14 protein-coding genes are annotated in these 15,751 nt (G+C 64.6%); 7 read left to right on the forward strand and 7 right to left on the reverse strand.

All coding sequences use genetic code 11. From position 1 onward, the window contains the following. Positions 1–329: 329 nt before the first annotated feature. The 4 genes from J2R80_RS03960 (at position 330) to J2R80_RS03975 (ending at position 6,180) form a co-directional block, all read left to right on the forward strand. Positions 330–1,973, forward strand: a complete 1,644-nt coding sequence (locus J2R80_RS03960; RefSeq protein WP_253638008.1) for an NRAMP family divalent metal transporter — start codon at positions 330–332, stop codon at positions 1,971–1,973. Next, positions 1,970–2,182, forward strand: a complete 213-nt coding sequence (locus J2R80_RS03965; protein WP_057020122.1) for a hypothetical protein — start codon at positions 1,970–1,972, stop codon at positions 2,180–2,182. Before J2R80_RS03960 ends, J2R80_RS03965 begins: the two co-directional genes overlap by 4 nt. Positions 2,183–2,520: 338 nt before the next feature. Further along, positions 2,521–4,509: a carbohydrate porin gene (locus J2R80_RS03970; protein WP_253638009.1), complete on the forward strand. Its 1,989-nt coding sequence runs from the start codon at positions 2,521–2,523 to the stop codon at positions 4,507–4,509. Positions 4,510–4,707: 198 nt separating this feature from the next. Further along, a complete protein-coding gene (locus J2R80_RS03975) occupies positions 4,708–6,180 on the forward strand; it encodes an FAD-dependent monooxygenase (RefSeq protein ID WP_253638010.1) in 1,473 nt (490 codons plus the stop codon). Between the two features lie 13 nt (positions 6,181–6,193). Here the strand turns inward: J2R80_RS03975 and J2R80_RS03980 are convergent, their stop codons facing one another. The 3 genes from J2R80_RS03980 to J2R80_RS03990 form a co-directional block, all read right to left on the reverse strand. Further along, a complete protein-coding gene (locus J2R80_RS03980) occupies positions 6,194–7,819 on the reverse strand; it encodes an FMN-binding glutamate synthase family protein (protein ID WP_076832715.1) in 1,626 nt (541 codons plus the stop codon). 596 nt (positions 7,820–8,415) lie between these two features. After that, a complete protein-coding gene (locus J2R80_RS03985; protein WP_253638011.1) occupies positions 8,416–9,285 on the reverse strand; it encodes a patatin-like phospholipase family protein in 870 nt (289 codons plus the stop codon). A 251-nt stretch (positions 9,286–9,536) separates the two neighbouring features. Next, positions 9,537–10,310: a ferredoxin--NADP reductase gene (locus tag J2R80_RS03990; protein WP_076832718.1), complete on the reverse strand. Its 774-nt coding sequence runs from the start codon at positions 10,308–10,310 to the stop codon at positions 9,537–9,539. A 282-nt stretch (positions 10,311–10,592) separates the two neighbouring features. Here J2R80_RS03990 and J2R80_RS03995 point away from each other — a divergent pair, with 282 nt between their 5' ends. After that, positions 10,593–11,543, forward strand: coding sequence for a RimK family alpha-L-glutamate ligase (locus J2R80_RS03995; RefSeq protein ID WP_253638012.1), 951 nt, complete (start codon positions 10,593–10,595; stop codon positions 11,541–11,543). 58 nt (positions 11,544–11,601) lie between these two features. Here the strand turns inward: J2R80_RS03995 and J2R80_RS04000 are convergent, their stop codons facing one another. After that, positions 11,602–11,802, reverse strand: a complete 201-nt coding sequence (locus J2R80_RS04000; RefSeq protein WP_057020127.1) for a hypothetical protein — start codon at positions 11,800–11,802, stop codon at positions 11,602–11,604. Between the two features lie 20 nt (positions 11,803–11,822). Then, positions 11,823–12,179, reverse strand: coding sequence for a response regulator (locus J2R80_RS04005; protein WP_076832727.1), 357 nt, complete (start codon positions 12,177–12,179; stop codon positions 11,823–11,825). 215 nt (positions 12,180–12,394) lie between these two features. Here J2R80_RS04005 and J2R80_RS04010 point away from each other — a divergent pair, with 215 nt between their 5' ends. Both J2R80_RS04010 and J2R80_RS04015 read left to right on the forward strand, forming a co-directional pair. Beyond that, positions 12,395–12,652: a hypothetical protein gene (locus J2R80_RS04010; protein WP_253638013.1), complete on the forward strand. Its 258-nt coding sequence runs from the start codon at positions 12,395–12,397 to the stop codon at positions 12,650–12,652. Between the two features lie 336 nt (positions 12,653–12,988). Beyond that, entirely contained in the window at positions 12,989–13,216 is a 228-nt protein-coding gene (locus J2R80_RS04015; protein ID WP_028337614.1) for a hypothetical protein, read from the forward strand. Between the two features lie 57 nt (positions 13,217–13,273). On the opposite strand, the gene J2R80_RS04020 is transcribed toward J2R80_RS04015, so the two are convergent. Both J2R80_RS04020 and J2R80_RS04025 read right to left on the reverse strand, forming a co-directional pair. Next, entirely contained in the window at positions 13,274–14,230 is a 957-nt protein-coding gene (locus J2R80_RS04020; RefSeq protein WP_253638014.1) for an amino acid ABC transporter substrate-binding protein, read from the reverse strand. A 12-nt stretch (positions 14,231–14,242) separates the two neighbouring features. Beyond that, on the reverse strand, positions 14,243–15,532 hold the full coding sequence (locus tag J2R80_RS04025) for a dicarboxylate/amino acid:cation symporter (RefSeq protein WP_057020131.1): 1,290 nt from the start codon (positions 15,530–15,532) through the stop codon (positions 14,243–14,245). Between the last annotated feature and the right edge of the window lie 219 nt (positions 15,533–15,751).

The raw sequence follows: 15,751 nt of genomic DNA on the forward strand, positions 1-15,751 counted from the left end.
AGGGGCCGTCTCCGCGCACACGGTAATAGCTGAGTTCGCGGAAGCTCCCCCTCACCCGGATCGCATCTGACGATGCGATCCGACCTCTCCCCGCACGCGGGGCGAGGTGAAGCGGCGCCCGCTGCTCGGTCGGAAGTAGTCGTCTTGGTTTAGGAGGCCGACATGGACGAAGGACCTAGTTGCCCCGTTGCGCGGCATTCAGGCGCGGCAACGGGATTCTCGATCTGCATCACATCTGGAAATGCCGCTGCTCACGGCAGCGGAGACGTGCGCGCCTGACGACGCCTGCGTCCCTCCCGCCGTGCCGAAAGGCGGCGAGGAGACGCGAAATGACCGAAAGCAAGACCACACAAACCGCCATTCTCGACAGCGCGCATGCCGGCGACATCCACGGCGCGCTCGGCAGCATCGCGCGCGACGACACCGCGCCGCGCGCGACCTTGCTGGCCCGGCTGAAGACGCTGCTGGCGATCGTCGGCCCCGGCCTGATCGTGATGGTCGGCGACAACGACGCCGGCGCGTTCGGCACCTATACCCAGGCCGGACAGAATTACGGCACCGCGCTGCTGTGGACGCTTCTGCTGCTGATCCCGGTGCTCTACGTCAACCAGGAGATGGTGGTGCGGCTCGGTGCCGTCACCGGGGTCGGCCATGCGCGGCTGATTTTCGAGCGCTTCGGCAGGTTCTGGGGTGCCTTCAGCGTCATCGACCTCCTGGTATTGAACGCGCTGACCATTGTCACCGAGTTCATCGGCATCACGTTTGCACTTCATTTTCTCGGCGTCTCGCAGTTCTGGGGCGTGTTGGCCTCGGCTGTTATCGTGATGCTGGCGGTCTCGACTGGCGACTTCCGCCGCTTCGAACGCTTCGGCATCGCGCTGGTCGCAGGCAGCCTGCTGCTGGTACCCGTGATCCTGATGGTGCATCCGCCGGTCGGGCAGATCGCCTCCGACTTCTTCGTGCCGAAGATGCCGCAGGACGCCAAGCTCAGTGAGGTGATGCTGCTGATCGTCGCCATCGTCGGTACCACGGTGGCGCCGTGGCAATTGTTCTTCCAGCAGAGCTACATCGTCGACAAGCGGATCACGCCGCGTTTCATCCGCTATGAACGGATGGATCTATGCATCGGCATCGTGCTGGTGGTGGTCGGCGCGGTGGCGATGATCTCGTTCTGCGCGGCAGTGTTCGCAGGAAAGCCCGAATTCGGCAATTACACGGACGCGCTGGGGACCGCGGTCGGCCTCGAGACATATGCCGGCCGGCTGCCGGCGGTGCTGTTCGCCCTTGCGCTGCTCGATGCCTGCATCATCGGTGCTGCGGCAGTCTCCCTCGCGACCGCTTATGCGATCGGCGACGTGTTCGCGGTCAAGCACTCGCTGCACCGCAAGCCGTGGGACGCGAAGGGCTTCTACAGCGTCTATTGCGGTCTGATCGTGCTCGCGGCGGCGCTGGTGCTGACGCCGGGCACGCCGCTCGGCCTACTGACCAACGCGGTGCAGACGCTGGCCGGCGTGCTGCTGCCGAGCGCGACCGTGTTCCTGCTGCTGCTGTGCAACGATCGCCACATCCTCGGGCCCTGGGTCAATTCCCTCAGGCTGAACCTGTTCACCGGCGCGGTGGTCGCGGGGCTGGTGATGCTGTCGGTGATCCTGACCGCCGCGGTGCTGTTCCCCCATCTCGGCGAGACGTGGATCATCGGCATCCTCGTCGGCGGCAGCGTGCTTGCGCTCGCGATCACGGCAGCCGTCAAGTTCTACGGGACGTCGTCGCGCCGCAATGCGTCCTTCCGCTTCAAGCGCAAGCCCTCGCTGGTCGACCGCGACAGCTGGCGGATGCCGCCGCTCGACCGGCTGCCGCCGGCGCGGCTCAGCCCGCTGAGCCGGATCTGGATGATCGTGCTGCGCGGCTATCTCGTCGTCGCCGCCGGCCTCGTGCTGCTGCGGATCGTCCAGCTCGCCACGGTGGGAGCGTGACCGCGCTCAGTCGCGGCCGGCGATGGGGCGCGATCGTGCTGCTCAGGCTGGCGAGCGCCATCCTGCGCGGCGCGGCCGCGCTCCACCGGAAACGCACAATCTCAAACGCCGGGCTGCGGACGGCGCTGTCGCTGGCGCGATGTATCGAACGGGCCGGCGCGCGGGTCGTGCTCGGCAGGGCATCGCAGCCGGCACTCATCAACACATAGGACGATGACAATGGCGGCATCGATTGAACGGTCGGGTCGCGACCGGTTTGCCACCGACACGCGGCTGATCGCCGCCGATGTGGCCCTGCCGCCTCGCGCTGTTACGTGACTGTCACGGTGGCGTGCAAATCGGAACGGTATTGGGCGCGCCTCAGTTGCTATTGCGAATTATTTGCAATAAGTAACAGGGGATGCTAGGTGCTGATCTGGCTTTGGATGGGACGACACAGATCGGACCGGGGACGGCGGGCGATGATTTCAAATCTCGGGTGGCAAGCGGCCACCAAATCTGCAGTGATGCCGGGCGAAACCGCCACTCGTTCGCGGAAAGCCGCGTCATGACCTGCGTCCGCCTCTTCCGGGTCCAGATCGCCGCCGGCGCAGCGCTCGGTGCGGCAACCTTCGGCGCACCGGCGACCGCGGCCGATCTGGCCCTCAAATCCCCCGCCGCCAGGTCGGTCTACAGCTGGACCGGATTCTATGTCGGCGCCCATGTCGGTTATGGCGACGGCACTCTGGGCCCCAGCACCAATCCGATCCTGGAACAGGGCGTGTTCTTTCCGCCCACCATCACCGGCGGGATCGGCGGCTTCCAGGTCGGATACAACAAGGAGTTCGCCAACCGCTTCGTGCTCGGCATCGAGGCGGATGCGACCTTCACCGGCCCGACCGACCTGCCGCGGCGGGTGCTCGGCCCCTTCAATTCGTCGATCGACTATGTCGGCACGCTGCGCGGCCGCGCCGGCTACTCTTTCGGCACCTGGATGCCTTACGTGACCGGCGGCTTCGCCTGGGGCCACAGCCAGGTTCGGGTCAACGACGCCGCGGGCGAGGTGATCTCGGAGCCCGGCCAGTACCAGACCGGCTGGACCGTCGGCGCCGGCGCCGAATTCGCGGTGAGCGGCAATTGGACCGCCAAGGTCGAATACGACTATGTCGACCTGTCGCGCCGCACGCTCGGCCTCAATGATTTCGGCATGCCCGGCGTCAGCATCGACCCGCGCATCCATTTGCTGAAATTCGGCCTCAACTATCAGCTCGGCGACTCGCCATGGTCGGCGACGCCGACGCGCACCGCACTGCCCGAATCGAGCGACTGGAGCGTGCACGGCCAGACGACGTTGCTGCCGCAGACCTATCCGTCCTTCCGCTCGCCCTATGCCGGCACCAACAGCCTTCCCGGCGCGGGGCAGTTGCAGCAGACCTGGACCACGACGGCGTTTCTCGGCGTGCGGCTCTGGGAAGGCGGCGAGTTCTACTTCAACCCGGAAACCGCGCAGGGCTTTGGCCTCAACGGCACGCTCGGCCTTGCCGGCTTCTCGAACGGCGAAGCCCAGAAGGCCGGCGCGCCGTTCCCGAAAATCCGGCCGCAGCGCTACTACTTCAAGCAGACCTTCGGCTTCGGCGGCGAGCAGGAAGACGTCGCCGACGGCCCGAACCAGATCGCCGGCAAGCGTGACATCGATCGCCTCACGCTCGTGGTCGGGCGCTTTGCGGTCGGCGATTTCTTTGACGGCAATTCCTACGCCAAGGACCCGCGCGCCGATTTCATGAACTGGGCGATGTGGGCGTCCGCCGCCTACGACTTCCCGGCCGACTTGCCCGGCTACACCCGCGGCGCCGTGGTCGAGCTCAACCGCAAGGATTGGGCGGTGCGCGCCGGCGTGTTCCAGGTGCCGAACGCGCCGAACAGCGACGTTCTGGTGTTCAACACCGGCGGCGCCGTGGTGGAATTCGAGGGCCGCTATTCGATCTTCGACCAGCCCGGCAAGCTGCGCGTCGGCGTGTTCGGCAACCGCGGCAACACCGGCAATTACGCCCAGGCGCTCGCGATCGAGGACGCCAATCCGGGGCTCGACATCAACGACGTGATGGCCGGCATCCGCAAGGACAATCTGAAATACGGCTTCTATCTGAACGGCGAGCAGCAGATCGCAAAGGATGTCGGCCTGTTCGGCCGCCTCAGCTGGAACGACGGCCGGACCGAGATCCTGTCGTTCACCGATGTCGATCGCAGCGTGTCGGGCGGCCTGTCGATCAAGGGCAGCAGGTGGGGACGGGCGAACGACACGATCGGCATCGGCGGCGCGATCAACGGGCTGTCATCAGCGCATCGCGACTACCTTGCCGCCGGCGGCCTCGGCCTGCTGATCGGCGACGGCGCGCTGAACTACAGCCCGGAGCGGATCTTCGAGACCTACTACGCCTATCAGGTGAACAAGAACCTGACGCTGACCGCGGACTATCAGTTCATCACCAACCCCGCCTACAACGCCGACCGCGGCCCGGTGCACATCTTCTCCGGCCGCATCCACGGCGAGTTCTGAACGCGCCATCTCTGGGTCCCGGCCTGCGCCGGGACGACAGCAAATTGCCGCGCCGTTCTTCTCAACGATGTCTCGGAGTTGGTTGGTTCGGGCAGCGAACGCCCTCTCCCCACTCAGATATATGTAGACCCCCCGGGCTTGCCGCAAGCCCGGGGTCATCCCGTAGAACGCGCGCCCAATCGAACGGAGGAGTGCGGGATGCGGAAACATGCTGTCGTGATTGCCGGCGGAGGTCCGACCGGGCTGATGCTGGCGGGCGAGTTGGCGCTGGCGGGAATAGATGTTGCGATTGTCGAGCGGCGCGCGGGGGAGGACCTGATCGGCGCTCGGGCCGGCGGCCTGCACGCGCGCACCATCGAGGTGCTCGATCAGCGCGGCATCGGCGACCGATTCGTCGCGCTGGGAACGCGCCATCCGGCGGTGCTGTTCCATTCGCACCTGGTTCCGCTTGAGATCACCGACTTTCCGACCCGGCGCAATTTCACGCTGGGGCTCCGGCAGAACCATATCGAGCGCCTGCTCGGCGAATGGGTTGGCGAACTGGCGGTGCCGATTATTCGCGCGCGCGACGTGACCGGCTTCACGCAGGACGACGCCGGCGTCGACGTCGAACTGTCGGATGGCCAATTGCTCCGGGCACAGTATCTCGTCGGCTGCGACGGCGGCCGGAGCCTCGTCCGCAAAGCGGCCGGCATCGAATTCGCCGGGTGGGATCCGACCACGAGCTGGCTGATTGCCGAGGCCGAGATGGCGGGCGAGCCGGAATGGGGCTTTCGCCAGCACGACACCGGCACCTCGGCGATCGGCAAGGCGGACGCTGGCGGGCGGGTGCGGCTGGTGCTGGCCGAGCGGCAACTCGGCACCGACCGGGAGCCGACCCTGCGCGACGTCAGCGAGGCGCTGGTCGCCGCGTACGGCACCGATTTCGGCATCCACAGTCCGGGCTGGATCTCGCGCTTCACAGACATGACCCGGCAGGCCGTGACCTACCGCAAACAGCGCGTGCTGCTGGCCGGCGATGCCGCCCATGTGCATCCACCGATGGGCGGCCAGGGCCTCAATATCGGCGTGCAGGACGCGGTGAACCTGGGCTGGAAGCTGGCCCAGGTGGTCAAGCAGATCGCGTCGGACAGCCTGCTCGACACCTACGAAGCCGAACGGCATCCGGTGGCGGCCCGCGTGCTGCGCAACACCATGGCGCATGTCGCGCTCAACCGCACCGATCCGCGCACCAAGGCGTTGAACGAGATCGTCTCCGACCTTCTGCGCATGGACGTGCCGCGCAAATGCTTTGCCGCGATGATGTCCGGCCTCGATCTTCACTACGATCTTGGCGACGGCCATCCGCTGCTCGGACGCCGCATGCCCGATCTCGATCTGGTCACCGCCAACGGCCCGGTGCAGGTCTTCGCGCTGCTGCAGCGGGCGCGGCCGGTGCTGCTGAATTTCGGCGAGCCCGGCGGCATCGCCATCGCGGGATGGACCGACCGGGTTCAGCTGGTCGATGCCGAGTATCGCGGCGCATGGGAGCTTCCCGCGCACGGCACGGTTTCGGCCCCGATCGCGGTGCTGGTGCGGCCCGATGGCTATGTGGCGTGGGTTGGAGAGGGAACGCGCGCGGGGCTAACCGAGGCGCTGACCAAATGGTTCGGCGCGTCCGCCGGTACGTAATGAGCGTAGCCCCCTACCCCGCCGGCTGGAACGAATCCGCGCGCGCCATCGCCCAGGCGTCGCGGAAGCGGCGGTCCTGGGTGCCTTCGAGCAGTTCGCCGGGGCGCAGCGTCGGATAGAGCTCGGCGAAGGAAGAGACCTCGGTGGTCGAACTCCGCTGCGAGAAGTGGATCGGGCGCAGCTCCTTGGTGTGCTCGAGGCCGGCGGCGGCGAGTAGCTCGGTCAGCGCATGCAGGGTCGAGTGGTGGTAGTTGTACACACGGTCGATCTTGTCGGGCACATAGAGCGCGCGGTTGCGGATCGGGTCCTGCGAGGTGACGCCGGTCGGACAGCGATCGGTGTGGCAGCTCAGGGACTGAATGCAGCCGAGCGCGAACATGAAGCCGCGCGCCGAATTGCACCAGTCGGCCCCGATCGCCATCGCGCGCGCCATGTCGAAGGCGGTCGCGATCTTGCCGGAGGCACCGATCTTGATGCGATCGCGCGCGCCGATGCCGACCAGCGCGTTGTGGACGAAATTGACGCCCTCGCGCATTGGCATGCCGAGATGGTCCATGAACTCGAGCGGCGCGGCGCCGGTGCCGCCTTCATTGCCGTCGACCACGATGAAGTCGGGATAGAGCCCGCTCTCGTGCATCGCCTTGCAGATCGCCAGGAATTCCCAGGGATGGCCGATGCACATCTTGAAGCCGGCCGGCTTGCCGCCGGACAGCTGGCGCATCCGGGCGACGAATTCCATCATCTGCAGCGGCGTCGAGAACGCCTTGTGATAGGCCGGCGAGATGCAGTCCTCGCCCATCGGTACGCCCCGGATCTTGGAAATCTCCTCGGAAACCTTCGCCGCCGGCAGCACGCCGCCATGGCCGGGCTTGGCACCCTGGCTGATCTTGAGCTCGACCATCTTGATCTGGTCGTCACCCGCGACGCTTGCGAAGAGATCCGGATTGAAGGTGCCGTCGCGGTTGCGGCAGCCGAAATAGCCGGAGCCGATCTCCCAGATGATGTCGCCGCCCATCTCGCGGTGATAGGGGCTGACGCCGCCCTCGCCGGTGTCGTGGGCGAAGCCGCCCTTCTTGGCGCCGGCATTGAGCGCCCGCACCGCGTTCGGGCTGAGCGCGCCAAAGCTCATCGCCGAGATATTGAAGACCGAGGCCGAATACGGCTTGGTGCAGTCGGGGCCGCCGATGGTGATGCGGAATTTCTGGTCGGCCCTCGGCTTCGGCGCCACCGAGTGGTGCATCCACTCATAGCCCTCGCGATAGACGTCCTCCTGGGTGCCGAACGGCCGCTTGTCGAGCACCATCTTGGCGCGCTGGTAAACCACCGCGCGGGTGTCGCGGGAGAACGGCATGCCGTCCTTCTCGCTCTCGAAGAAATATTGCCGCATCTCCGGGCGGATTTCCTCGAGCAGGAAGCGGACATGCGCCGAGATCGGGTAGTTGCGCAGCACCGCGTGGTTCTTCTGGGTGAGGTCGCGAATGCCGAGCAATGTCAACGCGCCGAAGATGACCAGCGGGATCAGGACGATCCTGAAGACCTTGTGATCGAAAATTCCAACCAGCAGCAGGAGCGCGGTGACGACGGCGCAGATGGTCAGCACGATGAAGCGCGGCGAGAACGGAAGCAGCACTGTATCCATGAAATTCCTCCGGTCTGCCCAAATGACCTGTCGGCCACGAGCCTAATCCAACTCGCGGAACAAGTGCACTACGGTTATACGGCCGAGCAGTCACAGATGTGACAACCGCCCGAATGGGCGGGTGCGGATACCGGTCAAATTGAAACGGTATCGCCTTTTGCACTGCAACGGAGCGCAGCGGATCGGATTCGATAACCTGCCGTCGCGGGCGCACTACCAAAATATCGAAAACAACCCCATGCAAAGGAGCCGGCTGCGGCCGGCGCTCGACACAGCGACTTGACACGTCGGGCAACTCACCGGCACAATTCCACCATTCCGAAATCGTGATGTGAGTCTGCGGCTCCTCCAACCCGTCGTCCCTGCCTAGTGCGCACTTGCGCACGGGAGCAGGGACCCATAACCACAAATGCCAATTGTTGGGCCACGCTGCAACGACGAGTCCCTTCAACAAGGTCCGCCGCGGCGTATGGGTCGCTGCTTTCGCAGGGACGACGATGGGGATGGTTCTCGATTCGAGGCGTCGCACCACGCGGTGTCATCACCCGCGCATGTGAGTGCGCTTGCAGAGGAGATGAGGAGAGAGCACCGTTCGCCTAATGGTCGTGCGGCTGCAATTCGTGCGGGATGTGGCCCGGCTTCAGACCGTCGCCGTCGAGCCAGGCGTTGGTGGTGTCGAGCGCCCGCGTGATATGATCCGAGGTCCGGGAGAAATCGTAGGGCGAGCCGACCAGCGGGCAGAGCGGCGGCACCACGAAGTACTCGACATCGGGCCCGATGTTCTCGAGCTCGTTGACGAGCTGCCGCGCGATCAGGAGCGTCAGCGCGTGCAGGGCATTGGCGAGCGCGCCGACCGGCGGCGCCTGGTTGGCGCAGGCATGCCCGGTCGGCAGCACGATCAGGCGTTTGGCACCGTGCCTGACCGCAACGCGGACCGGCGTGTTGCTGGAGATCGCGCCATCGGCCAGGAAACGATCGCGGTAGTGCACCGGCGTGAACGCGCCCGGGATCGCGGTCGACGCGACGATCGCCTCCGCTGTCGAACCTTCCGACAGCACCACGCTGTCGCCGCTGATGATGTCTGTGGTGACGATGTGGATCGGGATCCGCGCGTCCTCGAGATTGCGGAACGGGATGTTATCGTCGATCAGCTTGCGGACGCCGTCATGCGGGATCAGGAAGTCACGCCGCCACAGGAAGCTCACCAGCGTCCGCCAGGTCACCGGAAACACGTCCTGACGGCTGAGGCCGCGCCAGATCTCGGCCAACCGCGCGACGCCCGAGACCGTCGGGTCGCCGGCGTAGAACGCTCCGTTCAGTGCGCCGACGCTGGAGCCGACCACCATGTCGGCAACCACGCCATGCGCGGCCAGCGCCTGCAGCATACCGACCTGGATCGCGCCAAAGCTGCCGCCGCCGGCAAACACAAAGGCGGTTTTCGGTGCATCCGGATCGGTGATGGACAAGGTTCTGCTCCCAAATCGCCGCGTTCGCGCAAAGGCCGCGCAGCGTTGGGGGCGTTATAGCAGCGTGGCAATGGTGCGCACTACAAACACCATCGTCGTCCTGGCCTAGTCTAGTGAGCAATTGCGCACGGGGCCGGGGCCCATAACCACAAATGCAAAGGCTGAAGCCCGGTGGGGCCTCAGCCTTCGTCCAATCAGCAACGGTGGTTATGGGTCCCGGGTCGCGCTTCGCTTGCCCGGGACGACACCGGTTAGCGCTCGACGAACGCCTTCTCGATCACGAAGTGACCGGGAGTGTTGCCGCTGCCTTCCTTGAAGCCGCGCGTCTCGAACAGCTGCTTCAGCTCTTCCAGCATCGCCGGGCTGCCGCACATCATGATGCGATCGGTCTCGATGTCGAGCGGGCCCTGATGCAGGTCGCTGAACAGCTGGTTGGAGGTGATCAGATCGGTGATGCGGCCGCGGTTGCGGAACGGCTCGCGCGTCACGGTCGGGTAGTACGAGAGCTTCTCGGACAGCAGCGGCCCGAACAGCTCGTCGTCGCGCAGCTTGGCGACCAGCTCCTCGCCATAGGCGAGCTCCGAGACCTGACGGCAGCCATGCACCAGCAGGATCTGATCGTAGCGATCATAGACCTCGGGGTCCTTGATCAGGCTGGCGAACGGGGCGAGGCCGGTGCCGGTCGACAGCAGCATCAGCCGCTTGCCGGGAATCAGGTTGTCGGTGATCAGCGTGCCGGTCGCCTTGCGGCCGACCAGAATGGTGTCGCCCTCGCGGATCTTCTGCAGCTTGGAGGTGAGCGGGCCGTCCTGCACCTTGATCGAGAAGAACTCGAGCTCTTCCTCGTGATTGGCGCTCGCCATCGAATAGGCGCGCAGCAGCGGCCTGCCGTCGACCTCAAGGCCGATCATGGCAAACTGCCCGTTCTGGAAGCGGAAACCGGAATCGCGGGTCGCCCGGAAGCTGAAAAGCGTATCGGTCCAGTGCTGAACGGAAAGAACTTTCTCTCGATAGAACGCGCTCATGGGTTTTCGTTTTCTCGACTGACCAGAATTAGAATGGTTTGATTTCTAGACGGCTCGCGACGGCGCGGAAGTGGCCGAAATCACTGAAGATCTCGCGTGTCCATTGCGCCAATGCAGGAGATAGTCAAGATCAACTGGCGTGCAATTGCGATCTCAGAATGGCAGTCGTTCGATTTCGCGCAGAGGTTCAACGACGTCATCGTTAACACGTGGCGCTGTACGTAATTTACTTGCTGAGATCGGCATCGATCTGGCAATTAATTGCTACAAAAACCGCGGTGAATGGAAAATGATCTCGTGGTCCTGATCAGCCAGCGAATCTTCCTGGAAACCATCAAAAAGTATTGTTTGGCGCACGCGATTGCCGTCGAGGTGCGGTCCGGCGGCTGGCTGGTCACCATGACCAAGGGCAACGCGCGGCGGCTCGCGATCGGCTACGACGTCGGGCTGAACAGCGCGGTCGCGCATCAGGTCGCCAACGACAAATCGGCCTGCGCGGACGTGCTGGCATCGGCCGGCGTCCCCGTCATTCCGCATACGCTGTTTTTGGGCGCGAAGCTCAGCAAGCACATCCCGGGATCGGACTCGCTGGACGCGATGCAGCGTCTGCTCGAGCAGCATCCGCAGGGGCTCGTCATCAAACCCAATGAGGGGACCTCCGGCGAGCTCGTGTTCCGCGTGACGACGCGGGCGCAATTGGAGACCGCGGTCGCGCGCGTCCTTGCCGCACATCCAAGTCTCGCCATCTCGCCCTATGTCGAGATCGTGGACGAGGTGCGCGTCGTGCTGCTCGATGCGCGCGCGCTGATCGTCTACGGCAAGGCGCGCCCGTCGGTGACTGGCGACGGCATCCAGTCGCTGCGCGCGCTGGCGCAGGCGAGCGCGACGGCCGAGCAACTCAAGACCATCACCGAGGATTTCGATGCCGCCGCGCTCGACGCCGTTCCGCCCGCCGGCGAACGGCTTCTGCTGAACTGGCGGCACAACCTCGATGCCGGCGCGGAGCCCGTGCTGCTCGCCGATGACGCAATGCGCGAGGCCTGCGTCGCGCTCGCGATCAAGGCCGCGCAAGCCGTCGGCATCCGCTTCGCCTCGATCGACGTCGTGCGCACGGATGGCGCGTGGAAAATCCTCGAGGTGAACTCCGGGGTGAAGATGGAAGCGCTGGGGCGCCGGCATCCGGCGTTGGTCGAGGCGGCGTATTCGGCGGCGCTGGACGAAGTGTTCGCGTAGCGTTTCCCTGCCCGACGACCCAGGCTCGCCGGCGCCATCCTGCACTGTGAGCGCCCGATCAGTCTTGCGGGTGCTCCTTTTCATAGGCGGCGACGATCAATTCCGATTGCTCGACCTGTGCCATGAGACGGTCGATCTCGGCTTGCGTCTCCGGAAACACGTCAGCCCCCGCCGTATTTCCGGATTGCAATTCCGCGATCAGTTCCCGGTTCTTCGCAATCTGCTCCCGGTGCCAATCGATTTCGGGATCGTCTTGCATGGGCCACCCGTCGGCGAGATCTACGACGCCAGCTCTCGCAGCAGCATGGGTGGATAAACCGGCTTCTCGAAAAACTTGACGCCCTCAGGCAGCGCGCTGTCCGGGGGCCGGCCCGAGATGACCATAACGCGCACGCCCGGGTCGCAATCGACGGCCAAGCGTGCAAGCTCGACGCCATCCATTTTGCCCATGAGCTTGATATCGGTAACCACCAGCGACGGATGACGCATCTTGATGGCCAGCGCTGCCGTCTCGGCGTCTTCGCACTGGATGACGTCGAAATGGCCTTCTTCCAACAACAGCGCAATCATGTCGCGCTGGATCGTGTCGTCTTCGACCACAATTGCTATTTGACGAATTGGTCTCGCGTAAGCCATGGCGACCTCCGAACGATCAACCAGAGTTAATGATCGAGGACGCTGATGGTTCTGGTTCCCGCTTCATGAGGGACTGTTCCGGCAGACCTTTGCAGGTTCCGTGCGGAACAACTTTGCAGGTTTCAGCGTCATCGATGGGCGACAAGCCGGACGAGCCGAATGGTTCGGGCCTGAGCAAGGGAATTCTTGCGAGATAGTGCCAGGAGGCAGAGCTCATGAAGAACGTTGTGCAGTCGGATCAGGATCCTTGCGAACCCCACGGGACTAACGTGACGGCCGGCGCGACAGGCTATGCGTCCTCTCGACGATTGATCGAGGATCAGGCGCTTAAACGACCCGCGCTCGCCAAGCGGCCCAGGATGCAGCACGAGACGACCGATCCGCTCCGCGCTCGCCTGCCGCACGACGTCATTTCCGAAATGGAAGCAGAGCTGAAGCAACAGGTCGATCGAATCGTCGCCGAACGACATTAGCCGGTGAAGCGACGAGTTCGCAGACCGCAACAGCCGAATCTTGCCTGCCGATGATGCTCCAGAGATCGCGGCGCGTGGACACTCGAAGGAAGATCCCGCCGGATCGACGGAGCTTTGATGGGAGCGATTCTTGGGCGCGCGGTTTTCCAGGTCATGGTTGTTCTGGCGGCGGTCGGCATCGTTGCCCTCGCATGCATGGCGGTTCGCGGCGGCTGACGCGGGGGCGGCGGTACAGCCGGCACCGAAGTTCTGACCGTCATTTTGATCGATTCAGCGCCTTGCTCATCCTGCGCAAGGGAGTACGCTTCCGTGCATTGATTGATCCGGAAACAGATTATGCGCAAACTTCTTTTGAGCTTCGTCGCACTCGCGGCGTTCGCCGCCGCCTTCAATCCTCCGGCCGCCAACGCGGTGTTTTGGCGCGGCGTCACGGCGCCGACGAATATCGACATCCACGGCTACCCGATCATCAAGGAGCCGCCTCCGAGCACATGCCAGTTGATCCATGTGAACGGATACTGGGTCCGGCAGTGCCTGGATTTGTCGCGGCGCTATTGGCGGTGAACGGCGCGCACCGGGCTTTCCGACCTCTCCCGCAAGGGGAGAGGCCTAAATTCGCGGCTAGTTCGACCCGCCCGGCGAATCGTCGAGCGCCTTGAAGGCCTCTTCGAGCTGCGGTGACAGCGCGACGTTGAGCTTCTCGCCGGTCGGCAGCCGGGCGACGAACCATTTGTTGTAGAGCGGGACGATGTCGCGGTTCGAGGCCAGCCTGCGGAACGCGCGCTCGACCACGTCCTTCATCTGCGGCTCGCCCTTGCGGTACATGATGCCGTAGGGATCGTAGGACAGGTAGTCGCCGGTGACGCGGAATTTGTCCTGCGACTTGTGCCGCGCGATCAGGCCGTGGAGCAGGATGTCGTCGGTCGCGAACGCATCCGCCTTGCCGTCCACCAGCATCTGGTAGGACTGCTCGTGGTCGGGGGCGGTGACGATGTTGAGGCCGAGCTTTTGCTTGCCGTCGACATTGTGCATCGCCTGCTCGTTGGTGGTGCCCTTGGTCACCACCACCGTCTTGCCCTTCAGGTCGGCGACCTGGGTGACGCCGGAGGCCTTCGGCACCATCAGCTTGGTGCCGGCCACGAACATCAGCGGCGAGAATGCGACCTGCTTGCCGCGCTCGGCATTCGCCGTGGTCGATCCGCATTCAAGGTCGATCTTCTTGTCGACGACCGCCGGAATGCGGTCGTCGGAGGTGACCTTGACGTAGTCGACCTTGAGATTGGCGTCGTCGACCTCGGTCCCGATCTCCTCGACGATCGCATCGCACAGCTCGAGGCTGTAGCCGATCGGCCGGTTGGAGTGATCGAGGAACGAGAACGGCGGCGAGCTTTCGCGATAGCCGATCCGCACCGTGTGCGTGGCCTTGATGTTGGCGAGCGTGGGGCTGAGCCCCTCGCCCGCCGGCTGTGCGGACGCCGGTGCGGCGAGCAGGCTTGCCGCCAGCAGACAAGCTGACAGCAGGCGTGTCGACAGGAGAGGCGCCTCAGCCCGTATCGGCCTCCAGCGGGCGCGGTGCATGCATGCCTCCCGTCAATGGCCGGCCATCACGGCGCCGGGCACCGCATCCTGCGGCACCGCGTCGTCGGGCCCGAGCTCGTGCTCGGGCTTCAACTCACCCTCCCACTTCGCGACCACGGCGGTCGCCAGCGAGTTGCCGATCACGTTGGTGGCGCTGCGGCCCATATCGAGGAAGGTGTCGATGCCCATGATCATCAGCAGGCCCGCCTCGGGGATGTTGAACTGCGCCAGCGTCGAGGCGATCACCACCAGCGACGCGCGCGGCACGCCGGCGACGCCCTTGGAGGTGATCATCAGCGTCGCCAGCATCGCGAGCTGCGTGCCGAGCGACATCTCGATATGGTAGGTCTGCGCGATGAAGATGCTCGCGAAGGTGCAGTACATCATCGTGCCGTCGAGGTTGAAGGAATAGCCGAGCGGCAGCACGAAGGCCGAGATGCGCGAGGAGGCGCCGAACCTGTTCAGCCCCTCCAGCGTCTTCGGATAGGCCGCCTCCGACGAGGCGGTCGAGAACGCGATCATCAGCGGCTCGCGGATCAGCCGCAAAAGATGGCTGTAGCGCGGCCCGATCACGATGAACCCGACGACGACCAGGATGCCCCACAGGATCAGGAGCGAGAGATAGAATCCGCCCATGAAGACGATGAGCTTCCAAAGCACGCCGAGGCCGTTCTTCGAGACGGTCGCCATGATCGCGGCCCACACCGCGAGCGGCGCGAACAGCATCACATAGCCGGTGACCTTGAGCATGATGTGCGCGAGGTCGTCGATCAGGCTCATGATCGGCTTGGCCCGTTCAGGCATCGCACCGAGCGCGACCGCGAAGAACACCGCGAACACGACGATCTGCAGAATCTCGTTCTGCGCCATCGCGTCCGCGATCGAGGTCGGGATCAGATGGGTGAGGAATTTTTCGATCGAGAACGCCGACACCGGCAGTCCGGTCGACTGCGCCTTGTCGGGCAGCGTGCCGGGGAAGTTGGCGCCGGGCTGCAGCAGGTTGACCATCACGAGGCCGAGCAGCAGCGAGACGAAGGAGGCGGAGACGAACCAGCCCATGGTCTTGGCAAAGATGCGGCCGAGCTTGGCGCCGCTTCCCATATGGGCGATGCCGCCGACGAGGGTCGCGAAAACCAGCGGCGCGATGATCATCTTGATCAGACGCAGGAACAGCATCGCGATCAGGTTGACGTCTGCTGCGATCTCGGCACGGCTGTCAGGAAAGTAGTTGAAGACAATCGTCCCCATCGCGATGCCAAGGACCATCGCAATCAGGATATACTGCGTAAACCTGCTGGACATTCTCTTACCCCCGTCAGTTCCCGGCGGAGGGCAAGTGTGGCAGATTTACGCAGCTACGCAACACGCTTCGCGTCCAGCAGGACTTTGCCGAAACGTTCCCGTTGTGGAATGCCAGCGCGCGGACTAGCGTTCATGCAGCGCACAATCTGTGCACGGCGCTGCGCGCGTCGCAGTCAATTTGCATGCGAAACGACCAACGCCAAGGGAAGGCAAAGCGAA

Origin of the sequence: Bradyrhizobium sp. USDA 4541, assembly GCF_024171085.1 — a bacterium.
Classification (GTDB): Bacteria; Pseudomonadota; Alphaproteobacteria; order Rhizobiales; family Xanthobacteraceae; genus Bradyrhizobium; species Bradyrhizobium australafricanum.